The sequence below is a fragment of the Streptomyces sp. NPDC096079 genome (assembly GCF_040303145.1).
Taxonomy (GTDB): Bacteria; Actinomycetota; Actinomycetes; order Streptomycetales; family Streptomycetaceae; genus Streptomyces.
This window is the reverse complement of the sequence record NZ_JBEOST010000016.1, coordinates 25,853-40,820: the sequence shown is the minus strand read 5'-3', so window position 1 is coordinate 40,820 and position 14,968 is coordinate 25,853. Positions and strand designations below refer to the sequence as shown.

At 73.1% G+C, this 14,968-nt stretch carries 13 protein-coding genes; 1 reads left to right on the top strand and 12 read right to left on the bottom strand.

The genetic code is table 11. From position 1 onward, the window contains the following. Nucleotides 1-6: 6 nt before the first annotated feature. The 12 genes from ABTY59_RS27365 to ABTY59_RS27310 all read right to left on the bottom strand — a co-directional run bounded on the left by ABTY59_RS27365 (nt 7) and on the right by ABTY59_RS27310 (nt 12,482). Nucleotides 7-1,119 (bottom strand): aminopeptidase P family protein, encoded by a 1,113-nt coding sequence (locus ABTY59_RS27365; protein WP_352021701.1) that lies wholly within the window; start codon nt 1,117-1,119, stop codon nt 7-9. 60 nt (nt 1,120-1,179) lie between these two features. Further along, on the bottom strand, nt 1,180-2,217 hold the full coding sequence (locus ABTY59_RS27360) for an AAA family ATPase (RefSeq protein WP_352021700.1): 1,038 nt from the start codon (nt 2,215-2,217) through the stop codon (nt 1,180-1,182). 172 nt (nt 2,218-2,389) lie between these two features. After that, on the bottom strand, nt 2,390-2,836 hold the full coding sequence (aroQ, locus tag ABTY59_RS27355) for a type II 3-dehydroquinate dehydratase (RefSeq protein WP_352021699.1): 447 nt from the start codon (nt 2,834-2,836) through the stop codon (nt 2,390-2,392). After that, nucleotides 2,833-3,930 (bottom strand): 3-dehydroquinate synthase, encoded by a 1,098-nt coding sequence (gene aroB / locus ABTY59_RS27350; RefSeq protein ID WP_352021698.1) that lies wholly within the window; start codon nt 3,928-3,930, stop codon nt 2,833-2,835. The genes aroQ and aroB overlap by 4 nt, the downstream gene beginning before the upstream one ends. Then, nucleotides 3,927-4,445 carry a shikimate kinase gene (locus tag ABTY59_RS27345; RefSeq protein ID WP_352021697.1) on the bottom strand — a complete coding sequence of 173 codons (519 nt, stop codon included), beginning with the start codon at nt 4,443-4,445 and terminating at the stop codon, nt 3,927-3,929. The genes aroB and ABTY59_RS27345 overlap by 4 nt, the downstream gene beginning before the upstream one ends. Further along, nucleotides 4,442-5,626, bottom strand: coding sequence for a chorismate synthase (gene aroC / locus ABTY59_RS27340; RefSeq protein WP_352021696.1), 1,185 nt, complete (start codon nt 5,624-5,626; stop codon nt 4,442-4,444). The genes ABTY59_RS27345 and aroC overlap by 4 nt, the downstream gene beginning before the upstream one ends. Nucleotides 5,627-5,862: 236 nt before the next feature. Continuing rightward, complete coding sequence (locus ABTY59_RS27335; protein ID WP_352021695.1) at nt 5,863-6,705, bottom strand: shikimate dehydrogenase; 843 nt, start codon at nt 6,703-6,705, stop codon at nt 5,863-5,865. Beyond that, entirely contained in the window at nt 6,686-8,446 is a 1,761-nt protein-coding gene (gene mltG / locus ABTY59_RS27330; RefSeq protein ID WP_352021694.1) for an endolytic transglycosylase MltG, read from the bottom strand. The genes ABTY59_RS27335 and mltG overlap by 20 nt, the downstream gene beginning before the upstream one ends. Nucleotides 8,447-8,548: 102 nt before the next feature. Continuing rightward, complete coding sequence (gene ruvX, locus ABTY59_RS27325; protein WP_030693079.1) at nt 8,549-9,013, bottom strand: Holliday junction resolvase RuvX; 465 nt, start codon at nt 9,011-9,013, stop codon at nt 8,549-8,551. A gap of 2 nt (nt 9,014-9,015) precedes the next feature. Continuing rightward, nucleotides 9,016-11,685 carry an alanine--tRNA ligase gene (gene alaS / locus ABTY59_RS27320; protein ID WP_352021693.1) on the bottom strand — a complete coding sequence of 890 codons (2,670 nt, stop codon included), beginning with the start codon at nt 11,683-11,685 and terminating at the stop codon, nt 9,016-9,018. Further along, complete coding sequence (locus tag ABTY59_RS27315; RefSeq protein ID WP_352021692.1) at nt 11,685-12,038, bottom strand: hypothetical protein; 354 nt, start codon at nt 12,036-12,038, stop codon at nt 11,685-11,687. The genes alaS and ABTY59_RS27315 overlap by 1 nt, the downstream gene beginning before the upstream one ends. Before the next feature lie 6 nt (nt 12,039-12,044). Then, nucleotides 12,045-12,482 carry a DUF948 domain-containing protein gene (locus ABTY59_RS27310; protein WP_352021691.1) on the bottom strand — a complete coding sequence of 146 codons (438 nt, stop codon included), beginning with the start codon at nt 12,480-12,482 and terminating at the stop codon, nt 12,045-12,047. Between the two features lie 157 nt (nt 12,483-12,639). Between ABTY59_RS27310 and ABTY59_RS27305 the strand changes: the two genes are divergently transcribed. Next, complete coding sequence (locus tag ABTY59_RS27305; protein ID WP_352021690.1) at nt 12,640-14,952, top strand: ATP-binding protein; 2,313 nt, start codon at nt 12,640-12,642, stop codon at nt 14,950-14,952. The last annotated feature ends 16 nt before the right edge of the window (nt 14,953-14,968 follow it).

Here is a 14,968-nt window from a genome sequence, read left to right as displayed (position 1 = left end):
CGCGCCTTACAGCGCGAGCAGCTCCTTGGTCGTGATGGTGAGTAGCTCGGGTCCGCCGTCCGCCTCCTGGCGCACGACGAGCGTGTCATCGATCCGGACGCCGCCCCGGCCCGGGAGGTGGACCCCCGGTTCGACGGTGACCGGCACACAAGCGTCCAGTTTACCCATGGCCGAGGGTGACAGCTGCGGGTCCTCGTCGATTTCGAGCCCCACCCCGTGCCCGGTGAGGGGCACGGCGGCCTCCGCGTGCCCCGCGGCGTCCAGGATCTGGCGGGCCGCCCGGTCCACGTCGCGGTACTCGGCGCCGGGTGCGAGGGACTCGCGTCCGGCCCGCTGAGCGGCGAAGACGAGCTCGTACAGCTCGATCTGCCAGTCGGCGGGGGTGGTGCCGATGACGAAGGTGCGCCCGATCTCGCAGCGGTACCCGCGGTAGTCGGCGCCGAGGCAGACGGAGAGGAAATCACCCTCCTCGACCCGGCGGTCGGTGGGCCGGTGGCCCCGGCGCCCGGAGTGCGGCCCGGTGCCCACCGAGGTCGGGAAGGCGGCCCCGTCGGCGCCGTGGTCGACGAGCCGCCGCTCCAGCTCCAGGGCGAGGTGCCGCTCGGTGCGCCCCACGAGGATCGACTCCAGGAGTTCGCCGAGGGCCTGGTCGGCGATCTCCGCCGCGATCCGCAGGCAGGCGATCTCGTCCTCGTCCTTGACGATCCTGAGCTGCTCCACCGCACAGGACAGGTCGGCGAGGCGCAGTGCGGAGGCGACGGAGCCCATGGCCCGGTGCCGGGCGACCGTCAGATGGTGCTCCTCGACCGCGAGGGCGTCGGCACCGGCCCGGCGCGCGAGGTCGACGGCGGCGACGGCGGGATCGCCTCCGCCGGCCGGCAGCACCTGCTGCCGGAGCAGCTCGTCGAGCCGCCCGTCGGCCGGTTCGCCGCCGGGCGCGACCGGGCAGAGCAGCACGTCCGCGTCCGGCTCGGGGCCGACGAGCAGGACGGCGCCGGGCGGCGAACCACCCGCGAGATAGCGGACGTTGGAGGGGCGGGAGACCAGGGCCGCCGGGCTGCCCGCGGCCGCGCACCGGTCGCGCAGCCGTACACGGCGGTCCGCATACACCTCTGACATGCTCCGAGCCTACGAGCGTCCCGGCGGGCCGTCCTGTTCAGAACGGCCGTCCGGGCGGGCTCACCAGGTGGGCGGGCTCGCGATCGCGCGGGCCAGGACGTCGTCGAGCACGCGCGCGGTGGTCTCGACGTCGTACGTGGAGTTGTCGATGATCGGCAGGCCCGAGCCGTACCAGCCGGCCATCCGGCCGTGGATGGCGGCGACCTCCTCGTCCGAGAGGCGCCGGTTGCCGCTGCGCTCGGCGTTGCGCTCCAGGACGACCTCCAGGCCGGGCAGCAGCACGACGGGCAGCAGACCGGGGCCGACGTGGCGCTTCCAGCCGCCGAGGCCGACGACGGGCCGGTCCGGGAAGACGGCGTCGTCGACGATGCAGGAGATGCCGTTGGCGAGGAAGTTCCGGGCGGCGAAGCCGCAGGTGCGGCGGGCGAGCCGGTACTGCGCCTCGGAGTGCTCGTTCCAGCCGGACTGCGGGTCGGCGAAGCCCGAGCAGACCCACTCGCGGACGTCGTCGAGGCTGATGTGGGCGGTGGGCACGCGGCGGCGCTGCGCCCAGTGCCGGGCGACGGTCGTCTTGCCCGCGCCCGCGGGGCCGATGAGGAGCACGGCGAGGGTCGCCGCGCCGGTCCCGGCCCCGTGCTCCACGGGCGGAGCGAGCGGCGCGCTCACGGGCGGCAGCGGGACGTGCCCGGTGAGGTCCGCGCGGGGCGGCGCGGCGGACGGGTGGCGCGGGGCCGCGGGGTGCTGCCCCGAGGCGGGCTGCGGGGCTCCCGGGTGCGGCGGGCCGGCCGGGTGCGGCGGCGCGGGGTGCTGGGGGGCCGCCGGCGGCTGTGGTGCGCCGCCGGGGGTGCCCCAGCCCGGCGGGGCGTGCGGGGGCCGGGGCGCGCCGCCCTGGACGGTCGGGTGCACACCGAGCCGGGGTCCCGACGCGGGCCCCTGGTAGGGGGCGCCGGGCGGAACGGGAGGAACGGGCGGCTGCCCACCGGACTCCCCGGCACCGGGAGCGAGGCCGGACCCGGGTCCCTGCGCGGCCGGTCCCGGGCCGGCCGGCCCTGCCGACCGCTCCGGCGGTGGCAGCGGACCCCCCACTGCGTGCTGCATCCGGTGCCACTCCGTCTCGTACGCCTGTCTGATCCCCGGACCGGTGTGTCCGTGGACGGCGGAACGTTACCGCCCCCGGCCCCCACGCGGGGAACGACCGGGGACGCCCCCTGGTGCCCTGTCCGGCACCGGCACGCCGTGTCAGGCCCTTGTCAGCCCTTCCCGGCCCGTGTCAGCCGACGAGTTCCTCGGCGAGCGCCCGCAGCGCCAGCCGGTAGGAACCGATCCCGAAGCCCGCGACCGTCCCGGTCGCCACGGCCGCGACGACCGAGGTGTGCCGGAACTCCTCGCGGGCGTACGGGTTCGAGATGTGCACCTCGATCAGCGGGGCGGTGCGCTGCGCGGCGGCGTCCCGCATCCCGTACGAGTAGTGGGTGAACGCGCCGGGGTTGATCACCACCGGGATCGAGCCGTCCGCCGCCTCGTGGAGCCAGCGGATCATCTCGCCCTCGTCGTTGGTCTCCCGGACCTCGACGTCGAAGCCGAGCTCGGCTCCGAGGGTCCGGCAGGACTCGACGAGCCCCTTGTACGAGGTGGCGCCGTAGATGTCGGGCTCGCGGGAGCCGAGACGGCCCAGGTTGGGGCCGTTCAGCACCAGCACCGGACGCGTCTCGCTCACGCCGACACCTCGCCGTAGGCCGCGATCAGGACGGCCGGGTCGGGGCCTTCGAGGACGGTCGGCTTGCCGATGCCGTCGAGCACGATGAAGCGCAGCAGGTCACCGCGGGACTTCTTGTCGACCCGCATGGTCTCCAGGAGCTTCGGCCACTGGTCGCCGCGGTAGGTGAGCGGCAGGCCGACGGACTCCAGGATGGCCCGGTGCCGGTCGGCGGTGGCGTCGTCGAGGCGGCCGGCGAGGCGGCCCAGCTCGGCGGCGAAGACCATGCCGACGGAGACGGCAGCGCCGTGGCGCCACTTGTAGCGCTCGTTCTTCTCGATGGCGTGGGCCAGGGTGTGGCCGTAGTTGAGGATCTCGCGGCGGCCGGACTCCTTGAGGTCGCCGGAGACGACCTCGGCCTTGACCTTGATCGAGCGGACCAGCAGCTCGGCGGTGTGCGGACCGGCGGGCGTGCGGGCCGCCTGCGGGTCCTCCTCGATGAGGTCGAGGATCACCGGGTCGACGATGAAGCCGGCCTTGATGATCTCGGCGAGTCCGCTGACGTAGTCGTGCACCGGCAGCGAGTCGAGCGCCGCGAGGTCGCACAGGACCCCGGCGGGCGGGTGGAAGGCGCCGACGAGGTTCTTGCCCTCGGCGGTGTTGATGCCCGTCTTGCCGCCGACGGCCGCGTCGACCATGGCCAGGACGGTGGTCGGCACGGCGATCCAGCGCACCCCGCGCAGCCAGGTCGCGGCCACGAAGCCCGCGAGGTCGGTGGTGGCGCCGCCGCCGACGCCGACGACGACGTCGCTGCGGGTGAAGCCGGTCTGGCCCAGCGCCTTCCAGCAGTAGGCGGCGACCTCGGCGGTCTTCGCCTCCTCGGCGTTCGGCACCTGGATGGCGACCGCCTCGTACCCCTGCTCGGCGAGGTCGGCGCGGAGCGCCTCGCCGGTGCCGGCGAGCGCCTCCGGGTGGATCACGGCGACCCGCTTGGCCTGGGTGCCGATCAGGCCGGGAAGCTCACCGAGCAGCTGCCGCCCGACCAGTACCTCGTACGGATCGGTGCCCGCGGAACCGCCGACCTGGATCCGGGTCACCTGGTCCTGCTCCGTCATACGTCCTTCAACTCCAGTGCGTCGAGGACCGCCTGGGCGACCTCTTCGGGGGTGCGCTCGTCCGTGCCGACGACGACCCGGGCGACTTCGGTGTACAGATGGCGGCGCGCCTCCATCAGCTCGCGCCACTGCCGGCGCGGGTTGACGGCCAGCAGCGGCCGCGCGGTGTTCAGGCCGACGCGGCGGACCGCCTCCTCGACGTCCATCGAGAGGTACGCGACGGGCAGCCCGGCGAGCAGGGCGCGGGTCCCGGCGTCCAGGATCGCGCCACCGCCGAGGGCGAGGACGCCCTCGTGCTCGGCGACGGCCGCGGCGACCGCGGCCTTCTCCAGGGCGCGGAAGTGCTCCTCGCCGTCCTCGACGAAGATGTCGGAGATCTCGCGTCCCTCGGCGGCGACGATGTCGGCGTCGGTGTCCCGGTAGGGCGCGCCGAGCCGTTCGGCCAGGAGCGCGCCCACCGTGGACTTGCCGGAGCCCATGGGCCCGACGAGGACGACCAGGGGTCCCCCGGTCACCGGATGGCGAGGTTGTCGAGGTACGACCGCACGTTGCGGCGGGTCTCGGGCACGCTGTCGCCGCCGAACTTCTCGACGACCGCGTCCGCGAGGACGAGCGCGACCATCGCCTCGGCGACGATGCCGGCGGCGGGGACGGCGCACACGTCGGAGCGCTGGTGGTGGGCGGCCGCGGCCTCGCCGGTGGCGACGTCGATCGTGGCCAGGGCGCGCGGGACGGTCGCGATCGGCTTCATCGCGGCGCGGACGCGCAGCAGCTCGCCGGTGGTCAGACCGCCCTCGGTGCCGCCGGAGCGGCCGGAGGTGCGCTTGATGCCGTCCTCGGTGCGCACGATCTCGTCGTGGGCCTGGGAGCCGGGCACCCGGGCGAGGTCGAAGCCGTCGCCGACCTCGACGCCCTTGATGGCCTGGATGCCCATGAGCGCGGCGGCGAGTCGGGCGTCGAGGCGCCGGTCCCAGTGGACGTGCGAGCCGAGTCCGACGGGCACCCCGTAGGCGAGGACCTCGACGACGCCGCCGAGGGTGTCGCCGTCCTTGTGGGCCTGGTCGATCTCCGCGACCATCGCCTTCGACGCGTCGGCGTCGAGGCAGCGGACCGGGTCGGCGTCGAGCCTCTCGACGTCGGCGGGGGTCGGGTAGACGCCGTAGGGGGCCTTCGCGGCGGCCAGTTCGACCACGTGCGAGACGATCTCGATGCCGGCGGCCTCCTTGAGGAAGGACCGGGCGACGGCGCCGAGGGCGACACGGGCGGCGGTCTCGCGGGCGCTGGCGCGCTCCAGGATCGGCCGGGCCTCGTCGAAGCCGTACTTCTGCATGCCGGCGAGGTCGGCGTGGCCGGGGCGGGGCCGGGTCAGGGGCGCGTTGCGGCCCGTCTCCTTGAGCTCCGAGGGGTCGACCGGGTCGGCCGACATGACCTTCTCCCACTTGGGCCACTCGGTGTTGCCGACCATGACGGCGATCGGGGAGCCGAGGGAGAGTCCGTGCCGGACGCCGCCGAGGAAGGTGATCTCGTCCTGCTCGAACTTCATGCGGGCGCCACGCCCATAGCCGAGGCGTCGCCGCGCGAGGTGGTCCGCCACCAGCTCAGTGGTGACCGGGACGCCGGCGGGAAGACCCTCCAGCGTCGCGACCAGCGCGGGTCCGTGGGATTCCCCAGCGGTCAGCCAACGCAACCTGCTCAACGATGCTCCTCATGCTCGCGCCTGGGCACTGCAACGACGCGGCCGGGTGCGCGGCCCTGGCCCGCCACCCTGATCCTCCCACGTCCGGGGGACGAACCCGGCCTCCGGTCCAGCTGTCGGACGCGGCGCGAGCCGACCGGGCGCCGGGAGGGCGTCCCGTCGATCGGGCCGGACACGCCTGGGGCCTGTCTTTCGGATCATGCCGGGCTCGCGGGGCCTGGCACGCGCGACAGGCCCTAGCGGGCCGCCAGCGCCCGCTCCCCCGCCGCGCGCATGGCCGCGAGCGGGGCCCTGGGCACGCCCGTCATCTGCTCGACCTGGAGGACGGCCTGGTGGACGAGGAGGTCGAGGCCGCCGACGACCTTGCCGCCGCGCTCGGCCCAGGCGGCCGCGAGCGGGGTCGGCCAGGGGTCGTAGAGGACGTCGAACAGGGTGCCGACCCGGTCCGGTACGGCGGTCGCCAGGGCGTTCGTGGTGCCGGCGGGGGTGGTCGCGACGACGAGCGGCGCGCCGAAGGCCTCCGCCGCCCGCTCCCAGTCGGCGGTACGGACGTCCACGCCGAGCCGCTCGCCCCAGCCGCGCATCTCCTCGGCCCGCGCCTCGCTGCGTACGTACGCGGTGACGGGACCGGCGCAGATCCGGGCGAGGGCGGCGAGCGCGGAGGAGGCGGTGGCGCCGGCGCCGAGGACGGCTGCCGACTCCACCTTCTCGACGCCGCGCTCGCGCAGGGCGGCGACCATGCCGGGGATGTCGGTGTTGTCGCCGACCCGGCGGCCGTCCTCCCGGAGGACGACGGTGTTGACGGCCTCCACGGAGGCGGCCGTGTCGCTGATCTCGTCGAGCAGCGGGATGATCGCCCGCTTGAGCGGCATGGTCAGCGAGAGCCCGGCCCAGCTGCCGTCCAGCTCCCCGACGAAGCCGGCCAGCCCGGCCTCGTCGACCTCGAAGCGGTCGTACGCCCACCCGTCGAGCCCGAGCTCGGCGTACGCGGCCCGGTGCAGGACCGGGGAGAGCGAGTGGGCGATGGGCGAACCGAGGACGGCCGCGCGGCGGCGCGTCTCACTGGCCCGTGTTGGCATTGAACTTGTCCCTCAACTTGTTGTGCTCGGCCAGGGTCTTCGCGAACTCGGTCTTGTTCATGCCGTCGGTGGCGACGAAGTAGATCCAGCCGTCGTTCGTGGGGTTGAGCATGGCGGCGAGCGCCTCGTTGCCCGGGTTGCTGATCGGCCCCGGCGGCAGCCCCTTGTGCTTGTACGTGTTGTACGGGTCCGTGTTGCTGTGGGCCTCTTGCTCGGAGATCTTGATCTCGCTCTGACCCTTGAGGTAGTTCAGGGTCGAGTCGAACTGGAGCAGCTGGAACGTCTCGCGGTTGTCGGGCTGGAGGCGGTTGTAGACGACCTCCGCCATCTTGCGGAAGTCCTCGTGAGTCTTGCCCTCCGCCTGGACCAGGCTCGCAACCGTGACGAGTTCCCACGGTCCCTTGAGGCCGTGCGCCTTCGCCTTCGACTCCAAGTCCAGCTTCGTGTACTCCTGGTTGGCGCGGCTGACCATCCTGCGCAGCACGTCCTCGGGCTTGTTGCCCTTGGCCACCGGGTAGCTCGCCGGGAAGAGGAAGCCTTCCAGCGGGTCCTTGACGTTCTTGTGGTTCTTCGCCCAGTCCGGCAGGCCGAGGGAGTCCGCCTTCGCCTTCGCGATGCCCTGCGTCGTCCCGGGAGCGAGACCGAGACGCTCGTCGAGCTTGTCGTAGACCCAGGCATTTCGTTTGCCCTCGGGAATGATGAGGTTCGCCTGGCTCGCCGGGTCCAGCATCAGCGTCACCGCGCTGTCCGCCGACATCTCCGTCTTCAGCGTGTAGGCGCCCGCCTGGATCGAGAGACCACGGGGGTTCTTCTGCTGCGCCGAGACGAAGGCGTCGACGCTCTTGACCACGCCGGCCTTCTTGAGGATGTTGCCGATCTCGTAGCCGCCGGCGTCCTTGGGGATCTCGACCTGCACGACTCCGGTGCCGCTGCCCGCATAGTCGGGTGCCGCGCCGAACTGGCCCTGCCAGAACTTGTAGCCGAAGTAGCCGATGCCGCCCACGCCGCCGACCAGGACGGCCGCGACGACCAGGCAGGCCACGCCGTTCTTGCCTTTGCGTTTCTTCGCTTTGCTGCGGCGCTCGCGGTCGTCGTCGCGGGAGCCGCGGCCGCGCCTCGGCTCCTCGTCGTGGTCGTCGTCCTCGTCGTCACCGCCGGTGAAGAAGGGGTGGTTCTCCTCCTCCGGCTCCGCGGGGTGCGCCTCTTCCTCGGGCGCCCAGTCGACGACCGGCTCCGGCGGGTTCTGCCGGCGGCCGGGCGGCTGGGGCGGCGGGTAGGCCTCGGGGGTCCCGTAGAGGTCGGGGTTCTGGCCGCCGTACGGATCGGCCGGGGGCGCGCCGTAGGCCATCGCCGCCTGGCCGCTCTCCCAGCCGCCGTCGTACTGCTGTCCGAGCTGCCCGGGCGTGTCGTAACCGCCCGGGTACCCCGTCCCGTACTGCTGGGGCTGCTGCTGGTACTGCTGATGCTGGTACTGGGGATCGACGTACTGCTGCTGGGGCTGCTGGTACTGCTGCTGCTGGTACTGCTGCTGCGCCTGCTGCTGGTACGGGTCGCCCCCGTAGCCCTGGTCGACGTGACCGCCCTGGCCGTACGGGTCCGCGTAGCCCTGGTCCCCGTGGCCGTACTGGCTCGCCTGCTGCGGATGCGGGTACTGCTGCTGGCCCTCCCACCCCTGGTCCCCGTAGAGCGGGTCCCCGGGGTGCCACGGTTCGGAGCCAGGGCCCCGGCCATACTCAGTCATCGATCCCCAAAACAGCCGCGAGGCTTCCGGACGGTCCGCCTCTACGTAGTGCGGCAGCTGTTCGAACACCGCCGCATCGCGCGGAACGTTACCGTATCGCGATCAGATGACCACTTCGACGCCCTCACCGGGCGGATTACCTGATACCCGTTCGGACTCAAGAGCGTTCTGAAGGATGATCACAGCGGCGGCCTGGTCGATGACGGACCGCCCCTTCTTCGCCTTCACGCCCGAGGCCCGCAGGCCCTGGGTCGCGGTGACGGTGGTCATCCGCTCGTCGACCAGCCGGACGGGGACCGGGGCGATGCCCTTCGCCATCTCCCGGGCGAAGGCCCGGACCTTGGTCGCGGCCGGGCCCTCCCGCCCGCTGAGCGAGCGGGGCAGACCCACGACGACCTCGATGGGCTCGTACTCCTCGACGATCTGGCGGAGCCGCCGGTGGGCGGCCGGGACGTCACGTCCCGGCACGGTCTCCACCGGCGTCGCGAGGACCCCGTCGGGGTCGCACGAGGCGACCCCGATCCGGGCGTCCCCGACGTCGACCGCGAGTCGGCGGCCGCGGCGCATCGTCACGCCGTCTCCACCACGAGGCGCTCGACGGCGGCGATGGCCTCGCCGACGGCCTCCGGGTTCTGGCCGCCGCCCTGGGCGACGTCCGGCTTGCCGCCGCCACCGCCGCCGAGGGTCTTGGCGGCCGTGCGGACCAGGTCGCCGGCCTTGAGACCACGCTCGCGGGCGGCCTCGTTGGTGGCGATGACCGTCAGCGGCTTGCCGTTGACGGTGGTGAACAGGGCCACGACGGCCGGGCGGCCGCCGGAGATGCGGCCCCGCACGTCCAGGACGAGCTTGCGGAGGTCGTCGGCGCCGGTGCCGTCCGGGACCTGCCCGGTGACGAGGGCGACGCCGCGGATGTCGCGGGCCGAGTCGACGAGACCGGCGGCGGCCTGGAGGACCTTCTCCGCGCGGAACTTCTCGATCTCCTTCTCGGCGTCCTTCAGCTTGCCGAGCATGGAGGAGATCTTCTCCGGCAGCTCCTCCGGGCGGCCCTTGACGAGCTCCTGGAGCTGGGCGACGACCGTGTGCTCGCGGGCGAGGAAGTTGTACGCGTCGACACCCACGAGGGCCTCGATGCGGCGCACGCCGGAGCCGATGGAGGACTCGCCGAGCAGCTTCACCAGGCCCAGCTGGGCGGTGTTGCCGACGTGCGTGCCGCCGCACAGCTCCTTGGAGAAGTCGCCGATGGTGACGACGCGGACCTGCTCGCCGTACTTCTCGCCGAACTCGGCGATGGCGCCCTGGCGCTTGGCCTCGTTGATCGGCATGACCTCGGCGTGGACCTCGAGCTCGCGCGAGAGGACCTCGTTGATCTTCTGCTCGACGTCGGTGAGGACCGCGCCCGGGACGGCGTTCGGCGAACCGAAGTCGAAGCGGAAGCGACCCGGCTGGTTCTCGGAACCGGCCTGGGCGGCCGTCGGGCCGAGAGCGTCGCGCAGCGCCTGGTGGGTCAGATGCGTGGCGGAGTGGGCGCGGGCGATGGCCCGGCGGCGCTTGACGTCGATCGTGGCGTAGGCGGTGGAGCCCACGGTCACCTCGCCGACCTGCACGGAGCCCTTGTGGACGGAGACGCCCGGGACCGGCTGCTGGACGTCGCGGACCTCGATGACGGCACCGCTGTGCAGCTTGATCCGGCCCTGGTCGGCGATCTGACCGCCGCCCTCGGCGTAGAACGGGGTGCGGTCGAGGACGACCTCGACCTCGTCGCCCTCGGAGGCGGCCGGCGAGGAGACGCCGTTCACCAGGAGGCCGACGACCGTGGACTCGCCCTCGGTGTTCGTGTAGCCGGTGAACTCGGTGGCGCCGTTGCTGTCGGCGATCTCCCGGTACGAGGTCATGTCCGCGTGGCCGGTCTTCTTGGCCTTGGCGTCGGCCTTGGCGCGGTCCCGCTGCTCCTTCATCAGGCGGCGGAAGCCGTCCTCGTCCACGGAGAGGCCCTGCTCGGCGGCCATCTCCAGGGTGAGGTCGATCGGGAAGCCCCAGGTGTCGTGGAGCAGGAAGGCCTTCTCACCGGCGAGGACCGAGCCGCCGGCGGCCTTGGTCTCGGTGACGGCGGTGTCGAGGATGTTGGTGCCGCCCTTGAGGGCCTTCAGGAAGGCGGCCTCTTCGGCGAGGGCGACGGTCTCGATGCGCTTGCGGTCGGTGACCAGCTCGGGGTACTGCTCGCCCATCGTGTCGATCACGGTGTCGACGAGGTCCTGGACGACCGGGCCGGTGGCGCCGAGCAGGCGCATGTTGCGGACGGCGCGGCGCATGATGCGGCGGAGCACGTAGCCGCGGCCCTCGTTGCCGGGGGTGACGCCGTCGCCGATGAGCATCACGGAGGTGCGCATGTGGTCGGCGACCACGCGCAGCGAGACGTCGCTGTCGTGGGCCTTGCCGTAGTCGACGCCGGTCAGCTCGGTGGCCTTGTCGATGACGACCTTGAGGGTGTCCGTCTCGTACATGTTCTGGACGCCCTGGAGGATCATCGCCAGGCGCTCCAGGCCGAGGCCCGTGTCGATGTTCTTCGACGGCAGCTCGCCGAGGATCGGGAAGTCGTCCTTGCCGGAGCCCTCACCGCGCTCGTACTGCATGAAGACCAGGTTCCAGATCTCCACGTACCGCTCGTCGTTGACGGCCGGGCCGCCCTCGACGCCGAAGTCGGGGCCGCGGTCGTAGTTGATCTCGGAGCACGGGCCGCAGGGTCCGGGGACGCCCATGGACCAGTAGTTGTCCTTCTTGCCGAGGCGCTGGATGCGCTCGGCCGGGACGCCGACGACGTCGCGCCAGATCCGCTCGGCCTCGTCGTCCTCCAGGTAGACGGTGATCCAGAGCTTCTCCGGCTCCAGCCCGTAGCCGCCGTGCTCCACCGGGGTGGTCAGCAGCTCCCAGGCGAGCTTGATGGCGCCTTCCTTGAAGTAGTCGCCGAAGGAGAAGTTGCCGCACATCTGGAAGAACGTGCCGTGGCGGGTGGTCTTGCCGACCTCCTCGATGTCCGGCGTGCGCACGCACTTCTGCACGCTGGAGGCGCGCGTGAAGGGCGGCTTGACCTCACCCAGGAAGTAGGGCTTGAACGGCACCATGCCGGCCGGGACGAGCAGCAGAGTCGGGTCGTCCGCGATGAGCGACGCCGAAGGGACGACGGTGTGCCCGCGCTCCTCGAAGAAGCTCAGCCAGCGGCGGCGGATTTCAGCCGACTCCATCAGTGGTCCTCATTCCGGTTGTACGAACTCGAAGGCATCTTGGAAAACGAAGAGGTGGTCGGGTTCCCGACCGGGCCGAGCGCGGCCCTGCGGCGCGGCTCCGGCAGCTCCCGGACCGGGTCCACGGGGGCTTCCAGGCCGAGCGCCTCGCCCAGCTCGGCCTCGCGCTGGACCATGCCCGCCCGGACGTCGAGGGCGAAGTCCCTGAGGCGGTGGCCGGTCTCGATCGCCTTGTCGGCGGCCTGGGCCGCGAGGCTCTCGGGGGTCAGCTGCTTCAGCTTGCGGTTGACCTTGGTGGTGGCCCACACGCCGGCGGCTGCGCCGGCCGTGAACCAGAACGTGCGGCGGAACATCGCGGCTCAGCCCTTCTGCTTCCGGCGTCGCGAGGACGGCACGGTACGGCCGACGATCACGGTACGGCGAACGGAGGCGCGCGGCGCGTCCTCCGCCTCACGGCCCCGGCCGAGCGCCTTGCGGACGCCGTAACCGAAGGCGGCCACCTTGACGAGCGGGCCGCCGAAGGTGGAGGCGACGGTCGTGGACAGCGCGGAGGCGTTGGAGGTGACCTCCTGGACGTCCGAGGCGATGGCGTCGACCCGGTCGAGCTGGGTCTGCGCCGAGCGCACGGTCGCGGAGGCGTCGGCCAGCAGGGGAACGGCCTGCTCGGTCACGTCCGCCACCAGCCGGGTGGTCGCCCTGAGCGTCTGCGCCAGCCTCACCAGCACCACGGCGAGGAAGGAGACGAGGATCGCCCAGAACACGGCCACCAGGATCCCGGCAACCTCTCCACCGGTCACGCTGCACCGCTCTCTGCTGTCGTTGGGCCTTGTGAAAGTCGTCCCCCGACCCTATCGCGCCACAGCTGTCCTGCCGTACCGCATTACCGCTCGTGGGACGGGAGTTACGGGAACCCGATTGTACGGAGCGCGCGCGGGTGAGTACGCTCCGTGTCCCATGCGACGGAGCAATCTCCCGGCGGAGCTGAACCGGTTCGTCGGACGGGACGTCGAGCGGGCCGCACTCGCGGCGCTCCTTGAGGCATCCCGCCTGGTCACGGTCGTGGGCGTCGGCGGCGTCGGCAAGACACGGCTGGCGCTGCGCGCTGCCCAGGACGCGCAGAAACGCTACGGCGAGGGCGTCGGGCTGGCCGAGCTCGCCCCGCTGCGCGATCCCGACCTGGTGGCGTACGCCCTGGTCGAGGCGCTCGGTCTCACCGACCACACGACGAGGCCCCCGCGCGAGGTGCTGGTCGAGCACCTCGCGGAGCGGCGGATGCTCCTGGTCGTGGACGGTTTCGAGCACCTGGTGGAGAGCTGTGCGCCGTTGGTGCGCGAGCTCCTCGCCCAGGCGCCGGGCCTGACCGTGCTTGCGGTCGGCCGACGGCCGTTGCGGGTGGCGGGCGAGGCGGTGTTCCCGCTGGCCCCGATGGACGAGGCGGACGCGGTGGAGCTGCTCGCCGAGCGCGCGGCGGAGGCGGGCGCGCCGGTCGCGGTCCCGCTCCCCGGGCCCCCGGGCCCGTCGGCGCCCCCGTCTCCCGGCGTCCCGGGCCGGCCGGCGCTCCCGCTTCCGGGGCACCCGGCGAGCCTGCTCCCCCGCGGCCCGGGGTTCCCGGCGTCCCTCGCGCCCGGCCCCTGGGAGCCGTCGGGCGCCCGGTCCGGGGCCGAGGCCGTAAGGGAGCTGTGCCGGCGGCTCGACGGCATTCCGCTCGCCCTGGAACTGGCGGCCGGCCGTCTCCCGCTCCTCTCCGTCGAGCAGATGCTGCTCCGTCTCGACGACCGCTTCCGGCTCCTGACGGACGGCGAGCGCGGGGTGCTCCCCCGCCATCAGACGCTGCGCACGGCGATCGGCTGGAGCCACGAGCTGTGCACCCCGGAGGAGCGGCTGCTGTGGGCGCGGCTCTCGGTGTTCGCCGGCTCCTTCGACCTGGAGGCGGTGGAGTACGTGTGCGGGGGCCCCGAGCTGCCGCCGGACCGGGTCCTCGACCACCTCGGGGGCCTGCTCGCGCAGTCCCTGGTGTCGCGGGAGGACACCCCGGCGGGGCCCGCGTACCGGCTCCTGGACACGGTCGCCGCGTACGGGGCGGAGTGGCTGGCGGCGCTCGGCGACACGGAGCGGATGCGCCGGCGGCACCGCGACTGGTACATGGGGCTCGCCACCTGGTGCGAGCTGGAGTGGTTCAGCCCCCGCCAGGCGGACGTGGCGGCCCGCACCGACGCGGCGCTGCCCAATCTGCGGGCGGCGCTCGACCTGTGCCTGGAGCTGCCGGAGGACGCCCACCTCGCCCAGCACCTGGCGGGCACGCTGTGGTTCGCGTGGGTCGGCTGCGGGCGGCTTTCGGAGGGCCGGCACTGGCTGGAGCGGGCGCTCGCGCTGGAGTCCGGTCACGAGGAGGCGCGGCTCAAGGCGCTGTGGGTGCTCGGGTACGTGTCGGTGCTCCAGGGGGACGGCACGGCGGCGGTGGCCGCGCTCCACGAGTGCGGGGAGCGCGCCAGGTCCACGGGCAACGCGCTGGCGGAGGCGTACGCGACGCACCGGATGGGCTGTCTCGCGCTGCTCTCGGACGATCTGCCGCGGGCCGAGGCGCTGATCGGGCGGGCGCTCGACGCCTACCGGGAGCTCGGCGAGCTGAACAGCAACGTGCTGATGGGCCAGGTCGAGGTGGCGATGGCGCAGGCCTTCCGGGGCGACCTGGAGGGCGCGGTCGCGATCTGCCGGGAGGTGCGGGAGGTCTGCGAGGAGCGCGGGGAGCTCTGGACCAGGGCCTACGCCCTCTACGTCCTGGGGTACTCGGCGTGGACCCGGGACGCGTACGGGGAGGCGCGGGAGCTGCTCACCGAGTGCGTCTCGATCAACCACACCTTCCGCGACCTGGTCGGCCTCGTCCTGGCGATCGAGCTGCTCGCGCTGGTGACGGTGAGCGAGGGGGATCCGGTCGAGGCGGCGGTCCTCCAGGGGGCCACGGTGCCGGTGTGGGACACGGTGGGCATCCGGCTCTTCGGTTCGGAGGCGTTCGACGGGCCGAGGGCGCTGTGCGAGCAGCGGGCGGAGGAGGCGCTGGGCGCCGAGGCCTTCGACGTCGCGGTCCGGGAGGGCCGGAACCTCCCGCTCGACGCGGTGGTGGAGCGGGCGCTCGCCGGACGCCGGGATCCCGGCGTCGGCGGCGCGGCGGCCCCGCGCCCGTTCCGTACGGCCAGGGCGGCGCGGGTCCCGGGAACGCGGAAGCCCGCCGGCTCCCCCACCGGAAAGGGCGGGGAAGCGGCGGGCTGAGGACCGCGGAAGCGGT

Coding starts and splice junctions, on each gene's coding strand:
- aroB (WP_352021698.1), bottom strand. CDS start 3,930: ATGACGGAGCAGGACCAGGTGACCCGGATCCAGGTCGGCGGTTCCGCG.
- alaS (WP_352021693.1), bottom strand. CDS start 11,685: ATGGAGTCGGCTGAAATCCGCCGCCGCTGGCTGAGCTTCTTCGAGGAG.
- mltG (WP_352021694.1), bottom strand. CDS start 8,446: ATGACTGAGTATGGCCGGGGCCCTGGCTCCGAACCGTGGCACCCCGGG.
- ABTY59_RS27305 (WP_352021690.1), top strand. CDS start 12,640: ATGCGACGGAGCAATCTCCCGGCGGAGCTGAACCGGTTCGTCGGACGG.
- ABTY59_RS27365 (WP_352021701.1), bottom strand. CDS start 1,119: ATGTCAGAGGTGTATGCGGACCGCCGTGTACGGCTGCGCGACCGGTGC.
- ruvX (WP_030693079.1), bottom strand. CDS start 9,013: ATGCGCCGCGGCCGCCGACTCGCGGTCGACGTCGGGGACGCCCGGATC.
- ABTY59_RS27315 (WP_352021692.1), bottom strand. CDS start 12,038: ATGTTCCGCCGCACGTTCTGGTTCACGGCCGGCGCAGCCGCCGGCGTG.
- ABTY59_RS27335 (WP_352021695.1), bottom strand. CDS start 6,705: ATGCCAACACGGGCCAGTGAGACGCGCCGCCGCGCGGCCGTCCTCGGT.
- ABTY59_RS27360 (WP_352021700.1), bottom strand. CDS start 2,217: ATGCAGCACGCAGTGGGGGGTCCGCTGCCACCGCCGGAGCGGTCGGCA.